This is a genomic window from Faecalibacterium sp. AF27-11BH (genome assembly GCF_003603005.1).
GTDB lineage: Bacteria > Bacillota > Clostridia > Oscillospirales > Ruminococcaceae > Faecalibacterium > Faecalibacterium taiwanense.
Window position 1 is genome coordinate 19,404 of the sequence record NZ_QVGS01000001.1, and the last position, 24,999, is coordinate 44,402.

Annotated in this window: 17 protein-coding genes; 11 read left to right on the top strand and 6 right to left on the bottom strand. The window is 57.7% G+C overall.

The annotated features are described in order from the left end of the window. Positions 1-1,572: 1,572 nt before the first annotated feature. The 11 genes from DWY76_RS00100 to DWY76_RS00150 all read left to right on the top strand — a co-directional run bounded on the left by DWY76_RS00100 (position 1,573) and on the right by DWY76_RS00150 (position 16,892). On the top strand, positions 1,573-2,604 hold the full coding sequence (locus DWY76_RS00100; protein WP_243111865.1) for a plasmid recombination protein: 1,032 nt from the start codon (positions 1,573-1,575) through the stop codon (positions 2,602-2,604). 53 nt (positions 2,605-2,657) lie between these two features. Further along, complete coding sequence (locus DWY76_RS00105) at positions 2,658-3,950, top strand: virulence-associated E family protein (RefSeq protein ID WP_243111895.1); 1,293 nt, start codon at positions 2,658-2,660, stop codon at positions 3,948-3,950. Positions 3,951-4,228: 278 nt separating this feature from the next. Then, a complete protein-coding gene (locus DWY76_RS00110) occupies positions 4,229-4,450 on the top strand; it encodes an excisionase (protein WP_238057119.1) in 222 nt (73 codons plus the stop codon). 127 nt (positions 4,451-4,577) lie between these two features. Beyond that, positions 4,578-5,732: a site-specific integrase gene (locus DWY76_RS00115; protein ID WP_120079186.1), complete on the top strand. Its 1,155-nt coding sequence runs from the start codon at positions 4,578-4,580 to the stop codon at positions 5,730-5,732. A gap of 373 nt (positions 5,733-6,105) precedes the next feature. Continuing rightward, positions 6,106-8,616 (top strand): LuxR C-terminal-related transcriptional regulator, encoded by a 2,511-nt coding sequence (locus DWY76_RS00120; RefSeq protein WP_120079188.1) that lies wholly within the window; start codon positions 6,106-6,108, stop codon positions 8,614-8,616. 102 nt (positions 8,617-8,718) lie between these two features. Then, positions 8,719-10,869 carry a hypothetical protein gene (locus tag DWY76_RS00125; protein ID WP_120079190.1) on the top strand — a complete coding sequence of 717 codons (2,151 nt, stop codon included), beginning with the start codon at positions 8,719-8,721 and terminating at the stop codon, positions 10,867-10,869. A 75-nt stretch (positions 10,870-10,944) separates the two neighbouring features. Next, positions 10,945-11,178: a tyrosine-type recombinase/integrase gene (locus DWY76_RS00130; protein ID WP_005937299.1), complete on the top strand. Its 234-nt coding sequence runs from the start codon at positions 10,945-10,947 to the stop codon at positions 11,176-11,178. Positions 11,179-11,307: 129 nt separating this feature from the next. Further along, entirely contained in the window at positions 11,308-12,903 is a 1,596-nt protein-coding gene (locus DWY76_RS00135) for a penicillin-binding protein 2 (protein ID WP_120019834.1), read from the top strand. Positions 12,904-13,005: 102 nt separating this feature from the next. Further along, complete coding sequence (secG, locus tag DWY76_RS00140) at positions 13,006-13,257, top strand: preprotein translocase subunit SecG (protein ID WP_005937305.1); 252 nt, start codon at positions 13,006-13,008, stop codon at positions 13,255-13,257. A 166-nt stretch (positions 13,258-13,423) separates the two neighbouring features. Further along, entirely contained in the window at positions 13,424-15,544 is a 2,121-nt protein-coding gene (gene rnr / locus DWY76_RS00145) for a ribonuclease R (RefSeq protein WP_120079192.1), read from the top strand. Between the two features lie 103 nt (positions 15,545-15,647). Beyond that, positions 15,648-16,892 (top strand): glycerate kinase, encoded by a 1,245-nt coding sequence (locus DWY76_RS00150; RefSeq protein ID WP_120079194.1) that lies wholly within the window; start codon positions 15,648-15,650, stop codon positions 16,890-16,892. A 228-nt stretch (positions 16,893-17,120) separates the two neighbouring features. On the opposite strand, the gene DWY76_RS00155 is transcribed toward DWY76_RS00150, so the two are convergent. The 6 genes from DWY76_RS00155 to DWY76_RS00175 form a co-directional block, all read right to left on the bottom strand. Then, positions 17,121-18,764, bottom strand: a complete 1,644-nt coding sequence (locus tag DWY76_RS00155) for a CTP synthase (RefSeq protein ID WP_005937315.1) — start codon at positions 18,762-18,764, stop codon at positions 17,121-17,123. A 138-nt stretch (positions 18,765-18,902) separates the two neighbouring features. Next, positions 18,903-19,481: an ANTAR domain-containing protein gene (locus DWY76_RS00160; protein WP_005937320.1), complete on the bottom strand. Its 579-nt coding sequence runs from the start codon at positions 19,479-19,481 to the stop codon at positions 18,903-18,905. Positions 19,482-19,522: 41 nt separating this feature from the next. After that, positions 19,523-20,842, bottom strand: coding sequence for a glutamine synthetase family protein (locus DWY76_RS00165; RefSeq protein WP_005937322.1), 1,320 nt, complete (start codon positions 20,840-20,842; stop codon positions 19,523-19,525). 149 nt (positions 20,843-20,991) lie between these two features. After that, positions 20,992-23,079, bottom strand: coding sequence for a glutamine synthetase III (locus DWY76_RS00170; RefSeq protein ID WP_120079196.1), 2,088 nt, complete (start codon positions 23,077-23,079; stop codon positions 20,992-20,994). A 12-nt stretch (positions 23,080-23,091) separates the two neighbouring features. Beyond that, complete coding sequence (locus tag DWY76_RS13885) at positions 23,092-23,487, bottom strand: hypothetical protein (RefSeq protein WP_207665808.1); 396 nt, start codon at positions 23,485-23,487, stop codon at positions 23,092-23,094. A 170-nt stretch (positions 23,488-23,657) separates the two neighbouring features. Next, positions 23,658-24,884 carry a class I SAM-dependent rRNA methyltransferase gene (locus DWY76_RS00175; protein WP_005937333.1) on the bottom strand — a complete coding sequence of 409 codons (1,227 nt, stop codon included), beginning with the start codon at positions 24,882-24,884 and terminating at the stop codon, positions 23,658-23,660. Between the last annotated feature and the right edge of the window lie 115 nt (positions 24,885-24,999).

Sequence of the window (24,999 nt, forward strand, 5' to 3'; positions counted from 1 at the left end):
CTTTTTTGTGCTATTCGCGCAACTTTTATGGAAATTTGTTGAAATGGTTACTTTTTGGCCTTTCTCGCCGGCTACCTATTGAGAGGACTTTTTCAAAGTGGGTACTTATGACAACTTTATTACAAAGAGCTGTCAATGGGTGTCAAGTGACCTTTCTCGATGCCTACCAAGTGAGAGCATCTTTTTCAAGGTTGCTTCAGCCTTGAATACTTCCGTCGTGGCGAATTGCCGGTTTTCAATGGTCACTCGACCAACCAACGATATTTTAACTCGGCGCTTGCTTCAACTATATTTTCTAAGAACTTTTTAACAAATTTCTTTTTCGGGTAACAAAAAGCCCTTTTTCGATGCCTACCAAGTAGAGGGATAATTTTTCGGAAGCCCTAAATTCCGAGGATTTTCTATAAAAATCTGCTCCTTGAAAACAGAATAGTTCAATCGTCCGGTACTTCACAAAAGGTACTTCTGTAATTCGCAGCCCGGCCATAACGAAGGCGGGGTGGCTGAAATGCCAATGGTGCGGTGCAAGCCCGCCGCCGGACGATTCCCCACTCCTAGGGTGCCGAGGGCGAATATGGGAGACATTAACATATTAAGCAGACCAGTGTGCTGATCTGCAATTGAGAGGACTGGCGAATACGCTGGTTCTCGATACATATTGAAGCCGGACGAGCTGCTCTTCTGGACAGCTTGCCCGGTGCAGGAGTGCAGAGGACGCAGTTCTTTGCCCCAGTGATATGATGCTGTGCGTCATATCCTACTGGGTATTATCTGGCGCAAAACGGCGGCAGATCCAGCAGCTCCACTGCTGCGTTCTCCCACGCCAAGCTGTTGAAATGAAAGAAGCTCCTGCTAAACCTTATACCAAAATCAGGAAAAAGTAATCAAAACGGGTTCACCTAGGGGCCAATAATAGGCCTGCGAAGCCCACGACTTTAGTGATTTCAGGTGCTATGATAATTGCAGAGATACAGCATCTTAATGATTTTCCGCAAAGAAAGAATAGGGATGCAACAAGAAATGGGAACGATGCTTCCTACTTTCACTGAAAATTAGGAACTCACAGTTCCTGTTCGACTATGAGTTTCTCTGTTATACTTTTCTTGCAGAGCGAAAGCAAACTCTTCTAAGCAGAAAGCGACAAACGCCATGATCTCCCACTGAGGGAAGGAGCGGTAGGCCACTTTCTTTGCAGTATAACAAACACATAAATCCTTTTCCGAAAGGATTACCTCTCGATTCCGAGAGAAGATTTCAAGACACGGTCTTGAAATGCGAGACCCGTTGCTTAGAAGAATTGTATCACTCCTGTGATTTGATCGCACGAGTGGCCGTACACAAAAAATACAGGAAAAGAGGGATGTCTATCTGAAATTAACACGACACAACGGACGAGCCGGAACCCACGGCACTTACAACCCCAAGCACAACGACCGCAGTTTCAATCTTGCCAACAGTGAGCACATCGACCCGGAACGAGCCAAAGGCAACATCTACTGGGACTGCTTTCACGGCTTCCGTTCGGCTCTCGACCCACAAGACCCGAATGATCTGGCGGCGACCTTCTCGGATGTGGAACGGCAGTTCTACGAGACCCACTACACGGCCTTTGTTGAAGGCCAAAACGAGCGCAACGCCAGAATCCGGCACACGGAACGCAACCGCTCCATTCCTGACCTGCTGTCCAGCCGTAAGACCTGCCCGGAAGAGACCATTTACCAGCTGGGAACGCTGGATGACCACGCTTCGGCAGAGGACTTGCTGAACATCGTCACCGAGTTCATTGAGGAGTTCAAGGCCAAGTTTGGCGAACACGTTCATGTGCTGGACTGGGCATTGCATCTGGATGAGAGCACACCTCACATCCACGAACGTCATGTATTCGACTGCGAGAACAAATACGGCGAGGTGGCACCCCAGCAGGAAAAGGCATTGGAAGCATTGGGCTTCGACCTGCCTGACCCGAATAAACCTCTCAGCCGCCGCAACAACCGCAAAATCACCTTCGATGCCGCCTGCCGGAAGATGCTGTTTGAAATCGCCAAACGTCATGGGCTGGATTTGGAGGAAGAAGCGGAGTACGGCAACCGCAAATATCTGGAAAAGCAGGACTTCATCCTTGCCAAGCAAAAGGAGCAGCTTGCCGCCCAGCAGAACAGGCTGAACGCGCTGACCCTGAAAGTTTCAGACATGGAGACCCTGCTGGAAGATGTTTCGGCTGCGGCCTACGACAAGGCTGTGGAGGTCGTGACGGACGTAGTGCGCACCGAGACTCGCAAGGAAGATATGCGGATGATCGAGGACACGAAGAAGTGGGTGCTGTCCCCGGAACGCAAGGCTCCCAAAGCTACGAGGGAATATGCCTCCCATCGTTTGGACGATGTGCTGAACAAGTTCCTCAAGACCATGCAGACCACCGCCGCACGTCTGCAGGAGAAGCTGCTGAAGTCAGAAGTTCGGCAGAAAGGCAAGGAGCAGGTCAAGGAGAAAGCACGGGATTCCGTTCTGCAACTGCTGAACCGCTTGCAGGCAGAGCAGACACAGCGGAAGTCACCTGTCCCGCCTACCGCCGAAAAGTCAGAAACACGAGGTGATGTTTATTGAGCAAAGAAGTCAACGAAGAACGCACTCCCCGAACCGTTGAAGATGTGAAAGAGATGCTGACCAAGCACTCCAACGGCGAAATCCAGCGGACGATCCAGAACTGCATCACGATTTTGCAGAACGACCATGTGCTGGCCGATGCCATTCGACTGAACCTGTTGAGCGAGCGCATCGACATCGTAAAGTCTGTGGGCTGGCCCCGCTCCGGCAAGACGCTGAGCGACACCGACATGAAGTATATCCTGCGTCGGATGGAGAAATACGGCATTTCCAGCGAAAAGAAAATCGAATCTGCCATCCGCATCGTTGCCAACGAAAACCGCTATCATCCCATCCGGGACTACCTGAACGGCCTGAAATGGGATGGAACAGAGCGGATAGCCCACGTCCTGCACCACTTCCTCGGTGCTGCGGAGGATGAGTACACTTGCGAAGCCATGAAAATTTTCCTGCTGGGAGCCATTAAGCGGGTGTTCCAGCCGGGATGTAAATTTGAAACCATGCTCTGTCTGGTGGGCGGTCAGGGCGCGGGGAAGTCTACCTTCTTCCGTCTGCTGGCGGTCAAGGATGAGTGGTTCTCGGATGACCTGCGGCGGCTGGACGATGACAACGTGTACCGCAAGCTGCAAGGTCACTGGATCATCGAAATGTCGGAGATGATCGCCACCGCCAATGCCAAGAGCATCGAGGAGATCAAGAGTTTTCTCAGCAAACAGAAGGAGACCTATAAGGTCCCCTACGAGACCCATCCTGCCGACCGTCTGCGCCAGTGCGTCTTTGCTGGCACGACCAACCGGCAGGATTTTTTGCCCCGTGACCGCACAGGCAACCGCCGCTTCATCCCTGTTCCGGTGGATGCGGAACTGGCCAAAGTGCACATTCTGGACGATGAAACCGAATCCCGCACCTATATCGACCAGCTTTGGGCGGAAGCCATGACCATCTACAACAGCGGCAACTATAAGCTGGCGTTCAGCCCTGCCATGCAGGAAACGCTGCAAGCTCATCAGCAGGACTTTATGCAGGAGGATGCACAGGCTGGCATGATCTACGCCTTTCTGGAGGACTACACGGGTGACCGGGTGTGTTCCAAGCAGCTTTACGCAGAAGCACTGGGCAACACCAATATCCCGGCAGAGTGGGAGACCCGCGCCATCTGCGAGATCATGAACACGGGAATTTCGCGCGGCGATATCCAAGGCTGGCAGGCGCACAAGACCGCCAAGCGTTACCCGAAGTACGGCGTTCAGAAAGGCTGGGAGCGCGTAACCAGCCCCGAAACCGGGGCTGAAGATTTCTCCGAAATAACGGATGCAGAAGCTAAGCAGCTGGGCTTTCCCTTCTGATGAATGGCGGTTACACGTCTGGTTACAGGTTCGGTTAAACCTTAGTTACGGCGGAAAAGCCGCATGACTGCTGCGTTTTCCTCTTTCTGTAACCATGTAACCTTAAAAAGATAAGAAAAAGTATAAAGTCCACCGAATGTCCTGCGTACAGAAAAAGAGAGTTTTCCTGCCCGGTTACAGGCGTTCGGTTACAAGGAATTGGAGGTCTGCCTATGAAGGAAGTTCGCGTTTGCGAAGCAATGAAGTCCCCGGTGGAGACTTCAAGCGACGGAACGGTCTTGCATCAGCAAGATGGAGGGACCAAGTCCCGACAAGTTCCGATCTGGGAGAAGAGCAATTTAACGCTGGAGGAAGCTGCGGCTTACTCCGGCATTGGCATCAACAAGCTGCGTGAAATTACGAATGAAGATAAATGCAAATTCGTCCTTTGGGTGGGAAACAAGCGTCTGATTAAACGTCGCCTGTTCGATTGCTTTGTCGAGCAAGCATATTCTATTTGAGAGGTTGCCAAAGGCTGCAAATGTGAAACCGTCCTTTTCTCATTCGCTGCGGGTGGAAATCGCATGGTTGATGTGTTATACTGACACTGACCTTATAGATGCGCTTTTCACAGAAAGGAGTTTCTAAATGCCTGAAAAGCGCAAGGATAGCAAGGGCCGTGTTTTGAAGGATGGCGAAAGCCAGAGAGCAAACGGCACTTACGACTATCGTTATACCGATATCCACAAGAAACGGCGTTGTATTTACGCCAAATCCCTGACAGAGTTGCGGAAGAAAGAGGATGAGCTGTGGCGTGATCTGGCAGACGGCATCGACTATGCTGCCGGAGAGATGACAGTGGCTGATTTGGTTGACCGCTATATGAACCTGAAACGTGAGTTGAAACCCAATTCACTTCGGTCGTACAACACAGCGGTCAAGCGGATTCATGCTGACCCTTTCGGGCAAAAAGCCATTAAAACGGTAAAATTGTCCGATGCGAAAGGCTGGTTCGTGTTTCTGCATGACAGCGGTTTCAAGCAAAACACCATAGGAATCCTGCAAAGCGTTGTCAGACCGGCGTTTGAGATGGCGGTGGAGGATGACATCATCCGCAAGAATCCATTCAAGTTCAAGCTGTCCGATGTTGTGCCGAAGGACGCTTATGTGCGCAATGCCCTGACCAGAGAACAGCAGGAGAAATATCTGCAATTCGTTCAAGACTATGGCGGAAACTATTATGATGATATCGTCATTCTTATGGGAACCGGCTTGCGTGTGAGTGAGTTGTATGGCCTGACACGAGCAGATATCGACTTTGAACGGCACTGTATCCATGTCCGGCGGCAGCTTTGCCGGACGGCTGAAAAGCCCTACTTTGTCACACCGCCGAAAACAAAAAGCGGTATCCGCAATGTTCCCATGACAGATACCGTTTGTGCAGCGTTGCGGCGTGTAGTAAAAGCCAGAGCGTCCACGAAAGTGGAAGCGCTGGTAGATGGTTGCAGCGGATTTCTCTTTCTGGACAAGTCCGGGATGCCGAAGGTGGCAATGCACTTGGAAAACTATATGCGTGGCGTGCAGGGAAAGTTTGAGAAGGCGTACGGCAAACCTGTTCCGCGCATTACACCTCATGTGCTGCGACACACCTTCTGCACCAATGTTCAGCAGGCCGGGCTGGATGTAAAAAGCCTGCAATACCTGATGGGACACTCCAATGCCAGTGTGACGTTGGATGTCTACACGCACAGCAGCTTTGAATCGGTTGAAAGAGCCTTTGAACAGATCGCCGGCAACCTGTGATTTTCGACTCATGAAGCGGAATTGCTTACGCCGAAACTTACGCCAATCACCCGGTAAGTGGCGTAGATTTGCGTAGAAAAGCGTTGATCGTGCAAAAACGGAGAATCTGGAAAAATCGGCTTGTGGCCTTGATAATTCTACAAAAGTCTACGTTTCCCGATATTCGTGATTCGGCTCCAAAAGTGTGGTTTGGAAGGGCGGCATGTACTAAGCAAAAACCGCTGCTCCCAAGAATCCCAATTTATAAAAAGAACGCAGGCAGAACTTTTCGCAAAGGCGAAGGCTCTGCCTGCTTTTTTGCACCCCTGCCGCACTTTTCTCTTCGCCGCAAATGTGCTACAATAGCCTTAGCATAAGGAAAAGGGGAACGCGCATGGCCAGAAACAGGCAGAACCTGAACATCATCTACATCTCGGACCGAATGCGGGAGACGCTGCGGCCCATAGCGTCCTGTGCGCTCACGGCGGTGGTGGCCCCCATGGGCTACGGTAAAACGACGGCGGTGCGCTGGTTCTTGGCAGAGCAGGCCAAGGCGGGGGCCGTGGTGCTGCAAGCCAGCATCTACTCGGATAACCGCTCCATCTTCTGGAAAAGCGTGCAGAAGGCCTTTGCCGCCGCCGGGCTGACGGTGCTGGAGGGCTACGACTGCCCCGCCGACGCCAGCGGCGCGGCTTTGCTGCTGGAGGACCTGTGTGCCGCGCTGGGCGGCAAAACGCCCTACTATCTTTTTCTGGACGATTTCCACCTGCTGGGGGACGAGCGGGTGGCGCAGTTTTTGTGTCGGCTGGCCTACCGCCTGCCCGAGAACGTCCACCTTATCGTGGCCAGCCGCAACCGCTTTCTGCCCGGGGAGCAGGTGGTGCGGCTGGGGCGGCTGCTCCACCGCATCGAGGCCGACGGCCTTCGCCTGAACCGGGAGGAGCTGCTGGCCTACACCCACCGCTGCGGCGTGGAGATCACCGCCGCCCAGGCCGAGAACCTGCTGCGCTCCTGCGAGGGGTGGTTCTCCGCCGTCTACCTGAACCTCCATGCCCTGGCCGAGCGGGGGAGCCTGCTGCAGCTGGGGTCGGACATCTACGCCATGTTCACCGCCGCCATGCTGGAGTCCCTGCCCGAGAAGACCCGGGACTTCCTCGCTGTGATGGGGCTGGCCGATGAGTTCACGGTGGAGATGGCCCGGGCTGTCACCGCCTTGCCCGACGCGGAGGAGGTGCTGCGGGCCCTCACCCAGCAAAACGCCTTTGTCACCCGCCTGCCGGACGGGGTGAGCTTCCGCTTCCACCACATGATGAAAGAGTGCGCCGAGCGGCTCTTTGCCCAGCTGCCCGCCGCCCGGCAAACGGAGATCTGGCAGCGGTATGGCCGCTGGTATGCCCAAAAAGCCCAGTACCTCCACGCTTTGCAGGCCTTTGAGCACTGCGGCGACCGCGACGCAGCCCTTGCCGTCATCGAGGCGGACGCGGGGGATCTGCTTGCCTCCCTCAGCCCCGCCGAGCTGCTGCAGCGGCTGGACCGCTGCCCGGTGGAAGCGCTGCAGCGCCACCCGCTGGCCATTCTGGTGCTGATGCGCCGGATGTTCACCTGGCAGCAGATCCCCAAAATGATGGAGCTGAAAGCCCTGCTGGAAGCCGCCGTGGCCCAACACCCCGAGTGGCCCGCCACCGAGCGGGGCAACCTGCTGGGGGAGTGCGACCTCATCCAGAGCTTCTTGTTCTACAACGACATCACCCAGATGAGCCGCCTCCATCGCAGCGCCAGCCGCCAGATGAGCCGCCCCGCCGTCACCCTGCGCAACAGCGGCAGCTGGACCTTCGGCTCCCCCTCGGTGCTGATGATGTACTACCGCGCCCCCGGAGAGCTGGGCAAAGAACTGGCCGAAATGTACGAGTGTATGCCCCATTACTATAAAATCACCAACGGCCACGGCCGGGGGGCCGAGCTTTTGATGGACGCGGAGGCCGCCTACCTGCAGGGGGCGTGGGAGAAAGCCGCCGTGCTGCTGGAGCGGGCCCGGGCCGACGCCGTCGGGCAGGAAAACATGACCCTCTGCTGCGACTTTTTGGCCCTGCGGCTGGCCCTGTGCGGCAAGGGGAAAGAGGGGTACGATTTTGCCGCCAAGCGCGCCGCCCTGCTGCAAAAGCACGATGGGGTGCAGGTGCATCTGCTGGAAAGCATCGCCGCCTATTTCTATGCCCTGCAGGGCAGGCCGGAGCAGGCCCCGGAGCTGTTCCGGGAGCACAAGCTGGCCGAGGTGAGCTTCTTTGGGCCCTGCCGCCCCATGATGTCCCTCATCGAGCAGCAGGTCTGGCTGGCGCAGGGGGAGTACGTGAAGGTGATCGCCCACAGCGAGGGCCTGCTGCGCCGGTGCGAGGCCATGCACTACGGTCTGGTGGGCCTGCAGGCCCGCATTCAGCTGGCGGCGGCGCAGCTGCGCTTTGGCCAGCGGGCCGAGGCCCGGGCCGCGCTGGCAGCGGCTTTGCTGGACGCTGTGCAGGACGATTTCTGGGTGCTCTTTGTGGAGCAGTATCCCGCTCTGGCCCCCCTGCTGGAAGGGGAGGACTGGGCTGCCAGCGAGCCGCGTCTGGGGCCCTTCGTGGCCCGCATCCTGCCCGCAGGCCGGGCCTTTGCCGCCCGGCTGGGCCTGCCCGCCCCCGCGCCGGAGCTGCCCCTGACCGACCGCGACCGGGAGCTGGCCCGTCTGGTGGCCGGGCGGTGCACCAACAAGGAAATCGCCGCCGCCCTCTACCTCTCCGAGGGAACGGTGAAGCAGTACATCAACCAGCTGTACGCAAAGCTGGATATGGGCGGCGACCCCCGCACCCGCCGCGCCCGGCTGGCGGAGTGGTATCAGAAAAACGCCCCCCCGGAATTAACCAAAAACTAACCCCGGGTTAATAGCAAAAACCAAAGCTCCACGGTATCCTAAAAGTGAACCGTGGAGCTTTTTTCCTGCAACAAAATTGGTAGAAAAAGGGAGGCTTTTGCAATGAAACGAAGATGGAAGAAATTCCTCGCCGGGGTGCTTTCCGCAGCCCTCGCGCTGAACCTCGCGGCCCCGCTGGCACTGGCGGGCAGCTCGACGATGGGAGCAGCTTGCGGGGTGACAAATGTACTTCTGTATCCGGAGTATGTCGGACGGGTCGATGATAATGAGAGGGTGCCGTACATTCAGGGTGAGGTATCCTATGACCATGGCCTTTTGACCTTTGACGGAGACGTGACGCTGACCACAGTTGGGCCTGCGGATACGGGGACGATCTCGCTGGTCGAAGCCCTTGGCGAAAAAAATCTGAGGCTGGTGGCAAATGGCAAGGTGACGGGCAGTACAAATAGCGACGGCTTTGATGGAGCAAAGGAGATAGTAAGGGGAAAATACGATCTCACCAATACCTATTGGAACAATACGTCGAAAGGAATTTCGGGTGGAGACACGGGAACAACGATTGCTTCCGATACCGAGATCACGCTGAAGGGTTTCCAGACGGGCATCGGCTGGGGAAGCGTTCAGATCGATGGCAAGGTGAAGATCACAAATGCAGAATGCGGCATCGCCAATTTCACTACCATGAACCATGGCAGCGAGCTGGTGATCCATGCGCAGCAGTACATCGGGGAACAGGGTCATCTGACCTACAACGGCGGCCACCTGCTCCTGAATGTGACGACTATCGGTATGGACTTCGGCCTGAGTAGGCTGGGCATCGGAGAGAACGTAAGCAGGTTCTGGTATCGCACCGACGATGACGCGGGTTATACGGAAATCGACACCAGCGTGCAGGAAAAACTTGACAGCTTTTTTGAAGTCAAAGAGACAAACCACGCCTATCTGGAGCTGACGGATGTGGACCCGGACCGGCAGGAAAGCGAAACCTACGCCCTTTTGGTAGCAGGCACGCAGGTCACAAAGAGCAACCAGAACGACGTGCTGGAGGATGGCGGGTCTGTGAAGTTTGACCCGACGACCAACACGCTGACCCTGAACGATGCCGATCTCACGCTGGATGGGGCCGCGGGCGGTTACTGCTGCATCGATTCCCAATTGGCGGAAGAGCTGACCATTACCGGCACAGCCACCCTTTCCAACGCCGATGGAATCCTTACGGAAGGCCCGCTGACGCTGGATAACGCAACCCTCACCCTTACGGGCAATATCGATGGCGACGTTGGTGAGGACGCGATCCGGGCAGGCCGCTCTGACGAGAACATCACCATCCAAAACAGCACCGTGACCATTGCAGGCACGAACTCGGAAGGCAACTTCTTCCAGTTTGGCATTCGGTGCGGCAAGCTCACCGTGGCGAACAGCACGCTGGATGTGAAAGCCGGCGGCTCGGCCATCGTGGCAGCAGACGAGATGGAAGTTTCCGGCGCAGGCACCGTCATCACGGCGGAAACGGATGCATCGGAGGAACAGGATTATTATGCCCTCGAACTGGGACGCCTGATCATGTCTCACGGCCTTGATCTGGTGGAAGGCAAAATGAACGAGAGTAAGAAGGCGAAGATCGCCCGGCCGGAGCAGGCCCCCACGGACTTTAAGGTCTACTGGGTCGTCCATCCGGGGGACGAACCGGTGAATGGAGGAATGCAGTTCCCCGGTGCGATCACCGGCAGCGAGGAGGAAGCCCGCCTCTTTGAGGGCTGGTTCCTCGAAGACGGCACCCGTTTGGAGGATAGCCCCTACTACATGGGCCCGGGCGCGAACCATGTGGGCAACCTCGACCGGGACGTGACCTTCTATGGCCATTGGCGCACCGCCGAGAGCGGCGAGGGCAGCCCAGACGGCGGAGACGGCTTCGGCACCCTTCTGGCGGTCGGCGCAGTCGTGGGCGTGGCGGGCGTCGTGGCCTATCAGGTGGGCACGGAGCTCATCCTTGACCAGCTCCTGCCTGCAGGGGTGGCCGTGCCCCATACCCGCGCCGAGCTGGCAATGCTCCTCTGGAACACCGCAGGCCGCCCGGCCCCGGCCACTCTGCCCGCCTTTGCGGACGTAGCCGACCCGGAGCTGGCCCAAGCCGCCCAGTGGGCCATCGAGCAGGGCTACCTGAAAGCCCGCGCCGATGGCAGCTTTAAGCCGGACAAGGGCGTCGCCAAATGGCGCGTCATCCGCGGCTACCGGGCAGTGACCGAACCATGACCGTGCAGGTAAAATAGCCCCACAGCACAAGGCCCCGCAGACTTTGAAAAAGGTCTGCGGGGCCGCTGTTTGTTTATGCGTGGCGTGCAGGGAAAGTTTGAGAAGGCGTACGGCAAACCTGTTCCGCGCATTACACCTCATGTGCTGCGACACACCTTCTGCACCAATGTTCAGCAGGCCGGGCTGGATGTAAAAAGCCTGCAATACCTGATGGGACACTCCAATGCCAGTGTGACGTTGGATGTCTACACGCACAGCAGCTTTGAATCGGTTGAAAGAGCCTTTGAACAGATCGCCGGCAACCTGTGATTTTCGACGTATGAAGCGGAATTGCTTACTCAATAAGTACCTTATGGAGACGGGATCTCTTCGGAGACCCCGTCTCTTTTTGTATAGAAACCACAGATGCAGCCCACTCTATCAAAAAGGGGTGAGCAGATGTCCGGCAAACGGGTATTGGCGTTGTATGCAGCTGTTCTGCTGGGGTTTGCGGTAGTTTTGTGCCGCCTGTATTTTCTGGCAGAGAACCATACCTATGCTGCCCGGGCCGAAGCGCAGAGCACGGTCCGGCTCTCGCTGCCTGCCCGGCGGGGCAGCTTCTACGACCACAGCGGCCTGCTTCTCACCGGGCTGGAAACGCGGTATCTTGCCCTCTGTTTCCCGGGCGAAAACAACTACACACGCCTGTATGCATTTACGGACAGTGCCGGGCAGGCACTTTTGTACCGGAACCGCAACCGCTCCGCACCGTTTCTGCTGGAAGTGGACCGCGACCTTTCCGGGCGCGGCATACGCTGTTTTGCAACGGCACGGCGCTGCGCAGAAGTTCCGCTGTGCCAGCATCTGATCGGCTATCTGGATGCAGAAGGCCGCGGCACTGCCGGGCTGGAAAAGGCGCTGGACAGCCAGCTGGCCGGGACAAAGGAGCATGACACGCTGGTGTGCGCGGTCACAGCACAAGGACGGCTGCGGGCCGGGGAAACACCGCAGCTCACCCGGCAGGACAGCAGTGCGGTGGGCGTGCAGCTGACGATCTCCCGCCCGGTGCAGCGTGCCGCCGAAGCGGTGGCCGCAGACACCATGACCAGCGGCTGCATTCTGGTTCTGGACACGGCCACTGCTGCGGTTCGCGCCAGCGTCAGCGTGCCGGGCTATGATCCGGATGACCTTGCCGCAAGTCTGGATGCACCGGACAGTCCGTTCCTGAACCGCGCACTGGAAAGCTATGCTGTGGGTTCAGTGTTCAAGCCGGTGCTGGCTGCGGCAGCGCTGGAGCAGGGCATCCTGCCGGAGTACGAATGCACCGGTGCGGTGGTGGTGGATGGACAGATCTTCCGCTGCGCAGGCGGTGTTCCGCACGGAACGGTGGACATGACTGCGGCTCTGGAAAAAAGCTGCAACGGCTATTTTATCCGGCTGGGGCAGCAGCTGGGGGCAGAGACGCTTTTGCAGATGTCTCGGCAGCTTGGCTTCGGGCAGGAGGTGCCGGTGGCAGGTGCGCTGCACGCCGATGCCGGAAAGCTGCCGTCTGCCGGGGAGCTTGCCCAGAGCGGCCAGCTGGCAAATTTCAGCTTTGGGCAGGGCGGTCTGCTGGCATCACCGGTACAGATCGCCGCCATGATGAACACCATTGCTTCCGGCGGGGTGTACCGTACGCCTTTCTTCGTGTGTGGCTCGGTGGATGAAACTGACGGTACGCCGCTGGAAACGCTTGCACATCCGCAGTCAAGGCGGGTGATGAGTGCGGAAAATGTAGCGCTCCTGCGTAAAATGCTGCAGCAGGTGGTGGAAGAGGGCACCGCACAGGATGCTGCCTGGCTGGAAGAAGGGGCTGGCGGCAAGACCGGTACCGCGCAGACCGGGCAGTTCACACCGGATGGCACGGAACGCAAAAACTTGTGGTTTGCAGGGTTTTACCCGGCGCAGCAGCCGCGCTACACCATTGTGGTGCTGCAGGACGGGCAGGTGAGCACGGAACATTCCAGCGCCGCCATCTTTGCCCGGCTGTGCGCAATGCTGGACCTTCTGGCATAAAAATGCACGGTTTCTGCTTGCTTTTTTGCGCTTGTTATGCTACTATATATTTGTATTTCTGCGTAGTTTTTGTTGAATTAAAATAAAGGAGCGTTTCAATCCATGTCTGTTATCGAAATTGTTGGCGGTGTGATCCTGCTGATCGCTTCGCTCGTCATCGTTTTCCTCACTCTCATGCAGCACACCCACGGTCAGGGCCTTTCCGGTGCTATCAACGGCAGTATGGGCGGCGCAAACAATGCCCGTTTGACCCCGGCTGATCAGATGCTGGCCAAGACCACCCGCATTGCAGGCATTGTTTTCTTTGTGGTTGCCATTCTGGCATGTCTGTTTGCAGGCCGTCTGGCAGGTTGACAAGGTTCGTGCAGCCCCGTGTAAAGGACGGGGCTGTTTTTCTGTGTTATGATAGGATGTCGGCGGCAGTCTGACCGCTGGGCAGGGTGGGGCAGCTGGCCCACGATTGGAAGCGCTGCGGCACGTTGGAGGCTGCGGCCATGGAAGAGCAAGGAGAAAAAATATTATGGCAATGCGCGATAAAATTGAGCACGCGATCCAGAATCAGCCGTGCACCGTCAAAGACCTCAAATCCAAATTCGGCGGGGACCGCGGCTCGGACCGCAAGGTGATGGAGGCTGTGGATCAGCTGGTGCACGAGGCGGTCATCTGCCAGCGTCAGGGCGTGTTCTTTACGGTGCGCTCCGGCCGTGCAGACAAGGCTCTGCTGTGCAAGGTGGTAAAACTGGGCAAGAATTTTGCCTTTGTCATGCTGGAGGACGGCACCAGCGATATCTTTATCCCGGGCCGTTTTACCCGCGGTGCCATGCCCGGCGACATGGTGCTTGTGGAAAAGTTTGAGCACCCCCGTGTGGAGGGCAGTGATGAAGGCGAGATCCTGGCCATTCTGGAAGAAAAGAACGATCTGGTGGGCACTGCCCGCCGCATTGAGGGCCGCCTGAAGTTCGTGCCGGACGACTGCCCGGCCATCTCCATGCAGTTGATGCGTGACTGCGAGGGCGGCGCAAAGGACGGCGACAAGGTGGCCGTGGAGATCCTGCAGCGCGGCAATCGGCAGGAAGATCACCGCGTGGGCGTTGCCATGCGGTTTGGCAGCTCGGACGAAGCAAAGCGCTGCGCAAAGGCCCTGCTCTATGCGCAGGATATCCGCAGCCGCTTCCCGGATAAGGTTCGTGAGGAAGCCAAGAAGCTGGAGAACGCTGAGGTCTCTGAAAAGGACACCGAGGGCCGCATGGATCTGCGCGCCCTGCCCATCTTCACCATTGACAGTGCTGAGACCAAGGACATCGATGATGCCATCAGCCTGACCAAGACCCCGGAGGGCGGTTTTGAGCTGGGTGTCCACATTGCAGATGTTTCCAACTATGTCAAGCCCGGCAGCGAGCTGGACAACGAAGCGTTTAACCGCGCAACCAGCGTCTACTATGCCGATCAGGTGGTGCCCATGCTGCCCAAGCAGCTTTCCAACGGCATCTGCAGCCTGAATGAGGGCGTGCTGCGTCTGGCCTTCTCCTGCCTGATGCATCTGGATAAGGATGGCAACCTGATCGATTACCGCTTTGTCAAGTCGGTCATCCGCAGCCGCGTCAAGGGTGTTTACTCCGAGATCAACGCCTTGCTGGCCGGCAGTGCTGACGACGAGCTGAAGGGCAAGTACCATGAAGTGCTCAGCCAGCTGCCCGCCATGAAGGAGCTGTACGGCCACCGTGCCCGCCTGCGCAAGGAGCGCGGCTGCATGGATATCGAGAGCGGCGAGGTGAAGCTGATCCTCGACGAGGACGGCCACTGCATCGACGTGAAAAAGCGCACCTCCGGCGAGAGCGAAGCTATGATCGAAGAGTTTATGCTGCTGGCCAACCAGTGCGCTGCCCACTTTGCCCGCGTGAAGCAGATCCCCTTCGTGTACCGTGTGCACGAGGAACCCAATGCTGAAAAGCTGGAGCGTCTGCACACTCTGCTGCAGGCCTGCGGCATCAACGATCACTTTGCCAAGGATGTGCCCACCCCCAAGGAGCTGAGCGCCATTCTGGAAGGTGTGCGCGGCGGCCCGTATGAGCAGATCATCAATACCGGTATGCTGCGCTGCATGTCCAAGGCTGTGTATGAGGAAAAACCCAAGGGCCACTACGGTCTGGTGCTGAAGGACTACGCTCACTTCACCAGCCCCATCCGCCGCTATCCGGATCTGGCCATCCATCGCATCATGACCGCCCAACTCAAGGGCATGGATAAGGATACCATGGTGCTGCGCTACAGCGACTTTGCCGAGAAGGCAAGCAAGCAGTCCAGTGAGCGCGAGATCATTGCAATGCAGATCGAGCGCAAGGCCGAGGACTGCTACAAGGCCGAGTATGCCCGCCGCCATCTGGGCGAGTGCTACGAGGGCCGCATTTCCGGCGTGACCCAGCGCGGCCTGTTCATCGAGTTGGACAACGGCGTGGAGGGCTTTGTGCCGGCTTCCAGCCTGACCCCCTCCGGTACCATGCTCACCGAGGGCATCCGCCTGTCCGACCCCGTCTCCGGCAAGAACTGGAGCCTGGGCGACACCATGATGATCACCATTGTGCGTGCGGATGTGAACCTGGGCAAGATCGACTTTGAGGTTGCTCCGGCAAGCACAAAGTAAGCAAAAAGATCAGAACACCTGTACTGCGTTTTCCTGCATGGGAAGAGACTGTACAGGTGTTTTTTGTCTGCGGACAAGAAGCGATGGAAAAGGGGAGAACGACATGCTGAAAAACGAAACACTGCGCAGAGATGCAGATGCCATCATCCGTGCCAGCCTGAACGCTGTTCTGCCGGACGAAGCGGTGCGCCGCGCGCTGAAAAAATTCCGGCCGCAGGGCGGCAGGGTGCTGCTGGTGGCTGCCGGTAAGGCAGCATGGCAGATGGCCCATGCTGCGGTAAAATTTCTTGGCCGGGTGGATGGCGGTGTGGTCGTGACCAAATACGGCCATGTGAAGGGCACGATCCCCGGCGTGGACTGCTGCGAAGCCGGGCACCCCGTGCCGGATGAGAATGGCTTTGCCGCCACCCGGAAAGCGCTGGAACTGGTGCAGGGCTTAACGGCAGAGGATACGGTGCTGTTTCTGCTGTCCGGCGGCGGCAGTGCACTGTTTGAGAAGCCGCTGATCCCCGGCGCAGAGCTGCAGCAGATCACGGGCCAGCTGCTTGCCAGCGGTGCCGATATCGTGGAGATGAACACCATTCGCAAGCGCCTGTCCGGGGTCAAGGGCGGGCGGTTTGCACAGAGCTGTGCGCCCGCGCGGGTGTTCAGCATCGTGCTCAGTGATATTCTGGGCGACCCGCTGGATATGATCGCCAGCGGTCCGGCGGTGCCGGATACCTCCACCTGTGCACAGGCCCTTGCCATTGCGGAAAAATATCACCTGCAGCTTTCGGCACAGGCCAAGGCTCTGCTGGCACGGGAGACTCCAAAGGTGCTGGACCGTGTTGCCACGCAGATCACCGGCAGCGTGCGGGAGCTGTGCAGCGCAGCAGCCAACGCCTGCCGGGAGCTGGGCTATGAGCCGGTGATCTTGACCGACAGGCTCTGCTGTGAAGCGCGGGAGGCTGGCAGCTTCCTTGGTTCCATAGCCCGCACCCACGCGGGGCAGGGCAAAAAGCTGGCCTTTCTTGCAGGCGGTGAGACGGTCGTCCATCTGACCGGAACAGGTCTGGGCGGGCGCAATCAGGAGCTGGCCCTTGCTGCAGCACCAATGATCGCCGGGCTGGATGCAGCGGTCTTTTCGGTGGGCAGCGATGGCACCGACGGCCCAACCGATGCTGCGGGCGGCTATGTGGACGGCAGCACGGCCGCGGCACTGGCGCAGAACCAGCTGAACGTGTACGATGTGCTGCAGAACAACGATGCCTACCATGCCCTCAAGGCGGTGGATGGGCTCATCATCACCGGCGCGACCGGCACGAATGTCAACGATGTGGCCGTGGTGCTGATCGGAAATCAAGGATAGAACGAAGCCACCGGGAGTTCTCTGCAAAAGCGGAAAGCGGAACGGATGGAGCTGCAGCGCCGCAAGGAACTTACGGAACAGATGTTCCACGGGATGGCCCGCATCGTGGACCGGTTTGTGGTGTGTGATCTGGAAAATGACCACTATGAACCATGCCTTGCAGGATCATGGATTATATGGGTAAAAAATAAGGTGCTGTCCGCACAGACAGCACCTTATTTTTATGGTTTACATGTGCAGCAGGCTGCGCTGCTCGCTGGCGCGGAACTTGAGTGCCGCAGCAATGAATGCCTTGAACAGCGGGTGAGCACGGTTCGGACGGCTCTTGAACTCCGGGTGGAACTGTGCGCCCAAATGGAAGTCACGGCCGGGCAGCTCTACAGTCTCTACCAGACGACCGTCGGGGCTGGTGCCGGAAATGACAAGACCGGCGTCCTGCATCTCCTGACGGAACTCGTTGTTGAACTCGTAGCGGTGGCGGTGGCGCTCCCAGATCTCAGCCTCGCCGTAGCACTCGGCCATCTTGGTGCCGGGCATCACCTTGCAGGGGTATTTACCCAGACGCATGGTGCCGCCCTTGGGAATGTTGCCCTGCTGGTCGGCCATCAGGGCGATCACATTATGCTTGCCATCCGGGGTGAATTCGCTGGAATTTGCATCCTTGTAGCCCAAAACGCCCCGGGCAAACTCCATCACCATGATCTGCATGCCGAGGCAGATGCCAAAGTAGGGAACATGGTTCTCGCGGGCATACTGTGCAGCCTGGATCATGCCCTCAATGCCGCGGTCGCCAAAGCCGCCGGGTACGATGATGCCGTCCACATCTGCAAAGGCTTCCTTGCAGGCGGCCTGATCGGTCAGGTCCTCGCTCTCCACCCAGCGGATCTCCACCTGACTGTCGTTCTCAAAGCCGGCGTGGTACAGGCTCTCCATCACGGAGAGGTAAGCGTCGTGCAGCTTGACGTATTTGCCCACCAGTGCAATGCTGCAGGTCTTGCTGCGGGTGGCAATGCGGCTGACCACCTGCTTCCACTCGGTCAGGTCGGCAGGAGGAACGTCCAGCTTGAGTTTCTTCACCACGACCTCGTCCAGACCACCGGTGTGCAGCATCAGCGGGCACTGGTACAGGCTGGGCATGGTCAGGTTCTCGATCACACACTCCGGCTTCACATTGCAGAAGGTGCTGATCTTGCGGCGGATGTCGCCGCCCACACTGCCGTCTGCGCGCAGGATGATGATATCCGGGTTCACGCCCATGCCCTGCAGCTCTTTCACAGAGTGCTGTGCAGGCTTGGATTTGTACTCGTCCGAGCCGGAAATGTAAGGCACCAGCACCACATGGATGTAGCAGCAGTTGTCGCGGCCCTGCTCCAGACCCACCTGACGGATGGCCTCGAGGAAGGGCTGGCTTTCAATATCACCGGTCGTGCCGCCGATCTCGGTAATGACCACGTCAGCCTCGGTGGAAGAGGCCAGATTGTAGATGTAGCTCTTGATCTCGTTGGTGATGTGGGGAATGATCTGCACGGTCTGGCCCAGATATGCACCCTGACGTTCCTTGTTCAGTACGTTCCAGTACACCTTGCCGGTGGTCAGGTTGGAGTATTTGTTCAGATTCTCGTCGATAAAGCGCTCGTAGTGGCCCAGATCCAGATCGGTCTCAGTGCCATCGTCGGTCACGAACACCTCACCGTGCTGCAGCGGGCTCATGGTGCCGGGATCCACATTCACATAGGGGTCCAGCTTCTGGCTGGCCACCTTCAGGCCGCGGCACTTGAGCAGACGGCCCAGCGATGCAGCTGTGATGCCCTTGCCAAGGCCGGAGACGACACCGCCGGTGACAAAGATGAATTTGGTTTGTTTCTCTGCCATAGAATTTCCTCCTCTATTTTTGCTTTTCTGAATTCTTTCCCTTATAAACCTTTGTGAATTCTTTCAGGTGAACGGTCTTGCTCTCAGCCTTTCCCAAAATGAGCCGGTGAAAGCAAGGATACTTTTCCCAATCCAATATTATACACCCATGTCCTCATAATTTTCAAGGACTTCCTGTGCAATTTCTGTGCGGTCACGACGGGTATCCATGGCCTGTTTTTCTATGTAGCGGTGTGCCTCGGCTTCGGTCATGTGCTCGTGCTCCACAAGGCAGCATTTTGCCCGGCTGACCAGCCGCACCTGTGCGATCTTTTCCTGTAAGCGGGCGTTCTCCTGCCGGGCACGCAGCAGGCGGTGGTTGCCCGCCGCCGCCATGTGCATGGCCTGCACAAAAAAGGCGGTGCTGAAGGGCTTTGACAGCAGCAATACCCCCTGTTCGCTCAAAGGTCCCAAAAGCTGCTCAGCCTGTGCGGCCTTGACCAGAAACACGACACCGGCATCTGTTTTTTCCACAGCATTGATGCACACCTCATGCCCGAATTCATCGGGCAGGGGAGAGTTGACCACGATCAGCTCAAAATCCGATTCCGTCATGCGCCGCCGGGCTTCGGCCCCGCTGGGAATGATCACCGGGCGGCTGTAGCCCATTTCGGTCAGCCGTGCAGCGATATACTCGTTGGAGCTTGCACCGGCACTTACGATCAGTGCACGTCCCATTTCCTTCGCTCCTTTCTCCTACACACTCTCTTTTGCAGGGGTCAGATGGCGTTGAAGTAATGGGTACGCTCGTACTCAACAGGGTCGGACGCGTGTTTCAGTGCTTCGCAGCGCTTCAGTTCTTCCGTAAAGTAGCGGCTGGCAAGCTGCTCGGGCAGCACTCTGCGCAAAAATTCGCTCTCCTCCGCAGCCTGCACGGCCTCTTCCAGACTGGCGGGCAGAGTCTCAAGGCTGAGGCCCTCAGCCATAGAGGGGTCGAACAGATTCTTGTTCACAGGGGCAGAGAGCACCATGCGGTTCTCGATGCCGTCCAATCCGGCAGCCAGAACCAGACCAATGGCCAGATAGGGGTTGCAGGCAGGGTCCGGGCTGCGCAGCTCCATGCGGCAGTTGTCGCCCTTTACCTGCGGGATGCGCACCAGCTGGCTGCGGTTCTGGCGGCTCCAGCTCACATAGCGGGGCGCTTCATCGCAGCCAAAGCGCTGATAGCTGTTGGGCAGAGGGTTGGTGAACACGGTCAGCTCCCGGCTGTGGGCCAGCACACCGGCCATAAAGCTGCCTGCAATGCTGTCCGGGGCAATGTCGCCCTCAAACAGGTTGCGGCCATCCATGTAAAGGGACAGGTTGATGTGCAGGCCGCTGCCTGCCTGATCCGGCAGGGGCTTGGGCAGGAAGCTTGCATGGATGCCGCTGCGGGTGGCAATGGCGCGCACGATCTGCTTGAACATCATCACGTTGTCGGCGGTCTTGAGGGGGCCTGCGTGGTGGCAGTCGATCTCGTTCTGGCCGTTGCCGCTTTCGTGATGGCTGTGCTGAGGGCTCATGCCCATCTGCTCCATGGTCAGGCAGATGTCCCGGCGGAGGTTCTCGCCTGCGTCCAGCGGGGCCACATCAAAGTAGCCGCCAAAGTCGATGGGGATACGGGTGGGGCGGCCCCGGTCATCGTTCTCGAACAGGTAGAACTCACACTCTGCGCCCACATTGCAGGTGATGCCCAGCTTTTTGAATTTGCGGTTCACGCTGCGCAGAAAGCCGCGGCAGTTGCCGCCAAAGGGCTGGCCGTCCGGCTTTTCCACATCACAGAAAAACTGCATCACCCGGCCCTCGGTAGGCCGCCAGGGGAGGATAGTCACGGTGGACAGATCCGGCCGCAGCACAAGGTCGCTTTCCTCCACCTTCATAAAGCCGGCAATGGAACTGCCGTCGAAGCAGACACCGTCTTCCAGAGCTTTGGGCAGATCGTTTGCCAGCACGGCAATGTTCTTCTGAGTGCCAAAGATATCGCAGAAGGCAAAGCGCACAAATTTGACGTTGTTGTCCTCCACAAAATCAAGGATGTCCTGTTGGGTCGAATAGCTCATAATGGTTTCCCTTTCAAATAAAACGCCTAAAGGCCTGCCCTCAGAATGGGAGCAGGTCTTTAGGCTGGTGTAAGAAATAGGAAAAGGAGAATGGCAATTTTAAATTCCGCAGCCTACGGATGCTATTCTGCTGTTACGCTGATGAAAGATCAGACGTAGTAGAGCATCTTGCTGTAGCTGGGCAGAGGCCAATAATCCTCACCGCAGATGGTCTCGGCGTCGTCCGCAGCGGCACGCAGAGCATCCATTGCAGGCAGCACGTTGTCGTGGAAGGCAACGGCCTTCTCGCTCTCGGAGGGCAGAGCCTTGGCGGCATCCACGGCATCCTGCAGGGTGTCGATGGCGTCGCTCATGGCGTCGGCGTCGGCGGACAGACGGCCCAGGGTCTTGGTCTCACTGCGCACGCTGATGCTCTCGCTGACGGCCAGTTTGGATGCTGCGGTATTGGCAAGCTCGCTCATGTAGGAGTTGACGGCAGGCAGCAGCTGCTTGCGGGCCATTTCCAGCATGGTCAGAGCCTCGATGTTGATGATCTTGGAGTAGTGCTCCATTTCCACCTCGTAGCGGCTCTCCATCTCTACCTTGGTCAGCACGCCGAACTCTTCCATCAGGGCAATGTTCTTGGGCTCGATCAGGGCAGGCAGGGCAGCAGGGGTGTTCTTCTTGTTGGGCAGACCGCGCTTTGCAGCTTCCTCTTCCCACTCGGCAGTGTAGCCGTTGCCGTTGAAGATGACGCGGCGGTGGTCGCGGATGGTGCGCTTGACCAGAGCAATCACGGCGCTGGTAAAGTCCTCAGCGCTCTCCAGCTCGTCGGCGTAGCCCTTCAGTTCCTTTGCAACGGCGGTGTTCAGGATGGTGTTGGCATCACTCAGGTTCTCAGCGGAACCGGGCATACGGAACTCGAACTTGTTGCCGGTGAAGGCAAAGGGAGAGGTACGGTTGCGGTCGGTGGTATCCTTGCTGAACTTGGGCAGGACATCAACGCCCAGATCCATCTTCATCTTGACGGGGCCGGCATAGGGGGAATCGGATGCGATAGCATCGATGACAGCTTCCAGCTCTTCGCCCACGAAGATGGAAATGATAGCCGGAGGTGCCTCATTGGCACCCAGACGGTGATCGTTGCCGGGAGTGGCAACGGAGGTGCGCAGCAGATCGGCGTACTCGTCAACAGCCTTGATGACAGCAGCCAGGAACACCAGGAACTGCAGGTTCTCCATGGGGGTGTCGCCCGGGTCGAGCAGGTTCTCGTGGGTGGTGGACATGGACCAGTTGTTATGCTTGCCGCTGCCGTTCACGCCCTCAAAAGGCTTCTCATGCTGCAGGCAGACCAGACCGTACTTGGGAGCGATCTTCTTCATCATCTCCATCGTCAGCAGGTTGTGGTCGATGGCAACGTTGGTGGTGTCGAAGATGGGAGCCAGCTCATGCTGGCAGGGAGCAACTTCGTTGTGCTTGGTCTTGGCGGGAATGCCCAGCTTCCACAGCTCCTCGTCCAGCTCCTTCATAAACTCGGAGACCTCGGGACGAATGACACCGAAGTAGTGCTCTTCCAGCTCCTGACCCTTGGCAGAGGGGGCACCGAACAGGGTGCGGCCGGTGAGGATCAGATCCTGACGGGCTTCGTAATCTTCCTTCTTAATAAGGAAGTACTCCTGCTCGGGGCCGACGGTGGTGGAGACGTAATCCACATCCTTGCCGAACAGCTTCAGGATGCGAACTGCCTGATTGGACAGTGCGTTCATGGAACGCAGCAGGGGGGTCTTCTTATCCAGAGCCTCGCCGGTGTAGCTGACGAATGCGGTGGGGATGCACAACACGTCATCCTTCACGAATGCGTAGCTGGTGGGGTCCCATGCAGTGTAGCCGCGGGCCTCGCAGGTGGCGCGCAGACCGCCGGAGGGGAAGGAAGATGCATCGGGCTCGCCGCGCACCAGCTCCTTGCCGGAGAACTCCATGATGGCGGTGCCGTCGCCCACAGGGGAAACAAAGCCATCGTGCTTCTCACTGGTGATGCCGGTCAGCGGCTGGAACCAGTGGGTGTAGTGGGTGGCACCCAGCTCCATGGCCCAGCGCTTCATCACGCTGGCCACAACGTTTGCCACCTCAATGTCCAGCGGAGCACCCTTGTGCAGGGTGTTCTTCAGGCTCTTATAGGTTGCGCTCGGCAGGCGCTCCTTCATCACATGTTCGTTAAAGACCTTGCTGCCGTAGATTTCCATAACATTCGCTGCCATAAATCCTACTCCTTACTTGATCTTATTTTTCTTATCCTTTCGTCTGCATTCTGGTCTGCCGCAATGCCGCACCCAGAAGTACGAAAGCATCTTAACAAAAACGGCGCTGCGAGTCAGGAGGTGACCCACAGCGCCGTTGCTGTCTATGGTTTGATTATAGCCGCTGCCGGGCAAAAAGGCAATTGACAAATCTGACGATTCTGCACAAACGCTCTCTGCGAATTTTGGCACAACTGAGCTTGGTATGACTTTTGAGCCTTTAAACCGGAACAGAACGATTTGAAATTGCCTCCGCTTGCGCTCTGGCAATATCAGCGGAAATAATATTTTTAAATTTGCAGTTCCGGCAGGCCTGCGGGCCCGCCGGAACTGTTTTTTCACGGGAGGAGTCGTTACGGACAATTGCATTTGCAAAGCCTAGGCTTATCCGTTGCGTGACAGCCGCAGATGCTACTACCCGCTACGACCCCTTTTGTGAAAATGCGTTTGGAGCGGCCCGCAGGCCGCGACAAACGCCAATATAAAAATAATATTTCCTTTAAATATGCCCAGAGCGAAGCGGAGGGCATTCTAAATGGTCAGATCACCTGGAACAAAAAGAACTTCAGATAATTCGTCTCCGGCACACCCCACAGGATCGGATGATCCGGTGCTTGCTGTTTCACCTCGATCTGCCGCAGCTGGCGGTGCGCATCCTTTGCAGCGGCGCGCAGCATCTTGATGAACAGCTCCTCGGTGGCAAAGTGGGAGCAGCTGGCAGTTGCCAGATAGCCGCCGCGAGGCAGCAGCTTCATGGCACGGTAGTTGATCTCCTTGTAACCGCGCATGGCGTTCTCCACAGTGCGGCGCGCCTTGGTAAAGGCCGGCGGGTCCAGAATGATAAAATCGTAGGGGTGTCCCTCTCTTTCCAAGCGGGGCAGCAGCTCAAAGGTGTCCTCGCACAAAAAGTCCATATTGGTCAGACCGTTGCGCTGGGCATTGCGCTGCGCCATGGCAATGGCCTCGGCGCTGATGTCGGCGGCGGTCACACGGGCAGCGCCGCCCGCAGCGGCGTTCAGTGCAAAGCTGCCGGTGTGGGTAAAGCAGTCCAGCACGGTGTGACCTGCAGCAAGGCGTGCCACCGCCCGGCGGTTGTACTTCTGATCAAGGAAGAAGCCGGTCTTCTGGCCGTTCTCGAAGTCCACATGATAGTAAACTCCGTTCTCGCAGATCTCGGTCTGGGTGCTTGCCGGGTGAGTCTCACCGGGCAGCTCAAACCAGCCTTTGTTCTGCTCAAGACCTTCCTTTGCGCGCAGAGCCTCATCGTTGCGCTCGTAGATGCCGTCGATGGTCTGGCCGTCGGCGCGCAGGACTTCTGCCAGAATGGGGAAGAGGACGGGCTTGAGCTTTTCCATGCCCACGCTCAGGGTCTGCGTGACGAGGATGTTGCTGAACCGGTCCACGGTCAGCCCGGGGAACTGGTCGGCTTCGCCAAAAATGACGCGGCAGGCGGAAAGGTCGGCGGGCTCCAGCACGGTTTTGCGGTAGTTCCATGCATATTCCACCCGGCGGCGCCAGAAGGCTGCATCAAAGGTGTCATTGGCGTTGCGGGAGATCAGCCGCACGCGGATCTTGCTCTTGAGCGAAACGAAGCCGGTGCCAAGGTAGGAACCTTTGGTGCTGACCACATCGGCCAGCGTGCCGTTTTCCGGCTCATTTTCCGGGGAATTGAGGATGTCGTTCTCGTACACCCAGGGGTGCCCGCCCACCAGCAGGCCCTCGGCGTGTTTGTTGACGGTATACACAGGGTAAGCGCGTTCTTTCATATGGTTCTCCTTATCATGGACGAACTCCCTTCGTCCCGCGTTCGCTCGACACGCTTACCGTGCGGGTAGGCTCCCTCACTGAGGGAGCTGGCTGCGAAGCAGACTGAAGGAGTAA

Coding starts and splice junctions, on each gene's coding strand:
- DWY76_RS00125 (WP_120079190.1), top strand. CDS start 8,719: ATGAAACGAAGATGGAAGAAATTCCTCGCCGGGGTGCTTTCCGCAGCC.
- DWY76_RS13885 (WP_207665808.1), bottom strand. CDS start 23,487: ATGCAATTGTCCGTAACGACTCCTCCCGTGAAAAAACAGTTCCGGCGG.
- DWY76_RS00170 (WP_120079196.1), bottom strand. CDS start 23,079: ATGGCAGCGAATGTTATGGAAATCTACGGCAGCAAGGTCTTTAACGAA.
- DWY76_RS00115 (WP_120079186.1), top strand. CDS start 4,578: ATGCCTGAAAAGCGCAAGGATAGCAAGGGCCGTGTTTTGAAGGATGGC.
- DWY76_RS00120 (WP_120079188.1), top strand. CDS start 6,106: ATGGCCAGAAACAGGCAGAACCTGAACATCATCTACATCTCGGACCGA.
- DWY76_RS00130 (WP_005937299.1), top strand. CDS start 10,945: ATGCGTGGCGTGCAGGGAAAGTTTGAGAAGGCGTACGGCAAACCTGTT.
- DWY76_RS00150 (WP_120079194.1), top strand. CDS start 15,648: ATGCTGAAAAACGAAACACTGCGCAGAGATGCAGATGCCATCATCCGT.
- DWY76_RS00105 (WP_243111895.1), top strand. CDS start 2,658: ATGCTGACCAAGCACTCCAACGGCGAAATCCAGCGGACGATCCAGAAC.
- DWY76_RS00175 (WP_005937333.1), bottom strand. CDS start 24,884: ATGAAAGAACGCGCTTACCCTGTGTATACCGTCAACAAACACGCCGAG.
- DWY76_RS00165 (WP_005937322.1), bottom strand. CDS start 20,842: ATGAGCTATTCGACCCAACAGGACATCCTTGATTTTGTGGAGGACAAC.
- DWY76_RS00135 (WP_120019834.1), top strand. CDS start 11,308: ATGTCCGGCAAACGGGTATTGGCGTTGTATGCAGCTGTTCTGCTGGGG.
- secG (WP_005937305.1), top strand. CDS start 13,006: ATGTCTGTTATCGAAATTGTTGGCGGTGTGATCCTGCTGATCGCTTCG.
- rnr (WP_120079192.1), top strand. CDS start 13,424: ATGGCAATGCGCGATAAAATTGAGCACGCGATCCAGAATCAGCCGTGC.
- DWY76_RS00155 (WP_005937315.1), bottom strand. CDS start 18,764: ATGGCAGAGAAACAAACCAAATTCATCTTTGTCACCGGCGGTGTCGTC.
- DWY76_RS00160 (WP_005937320.1), bottom strand. CDS start 19,481: ATGGGACGTGCACTGATCGTAAGTGCCGGTGCAAGCTCCAACGAGTAT.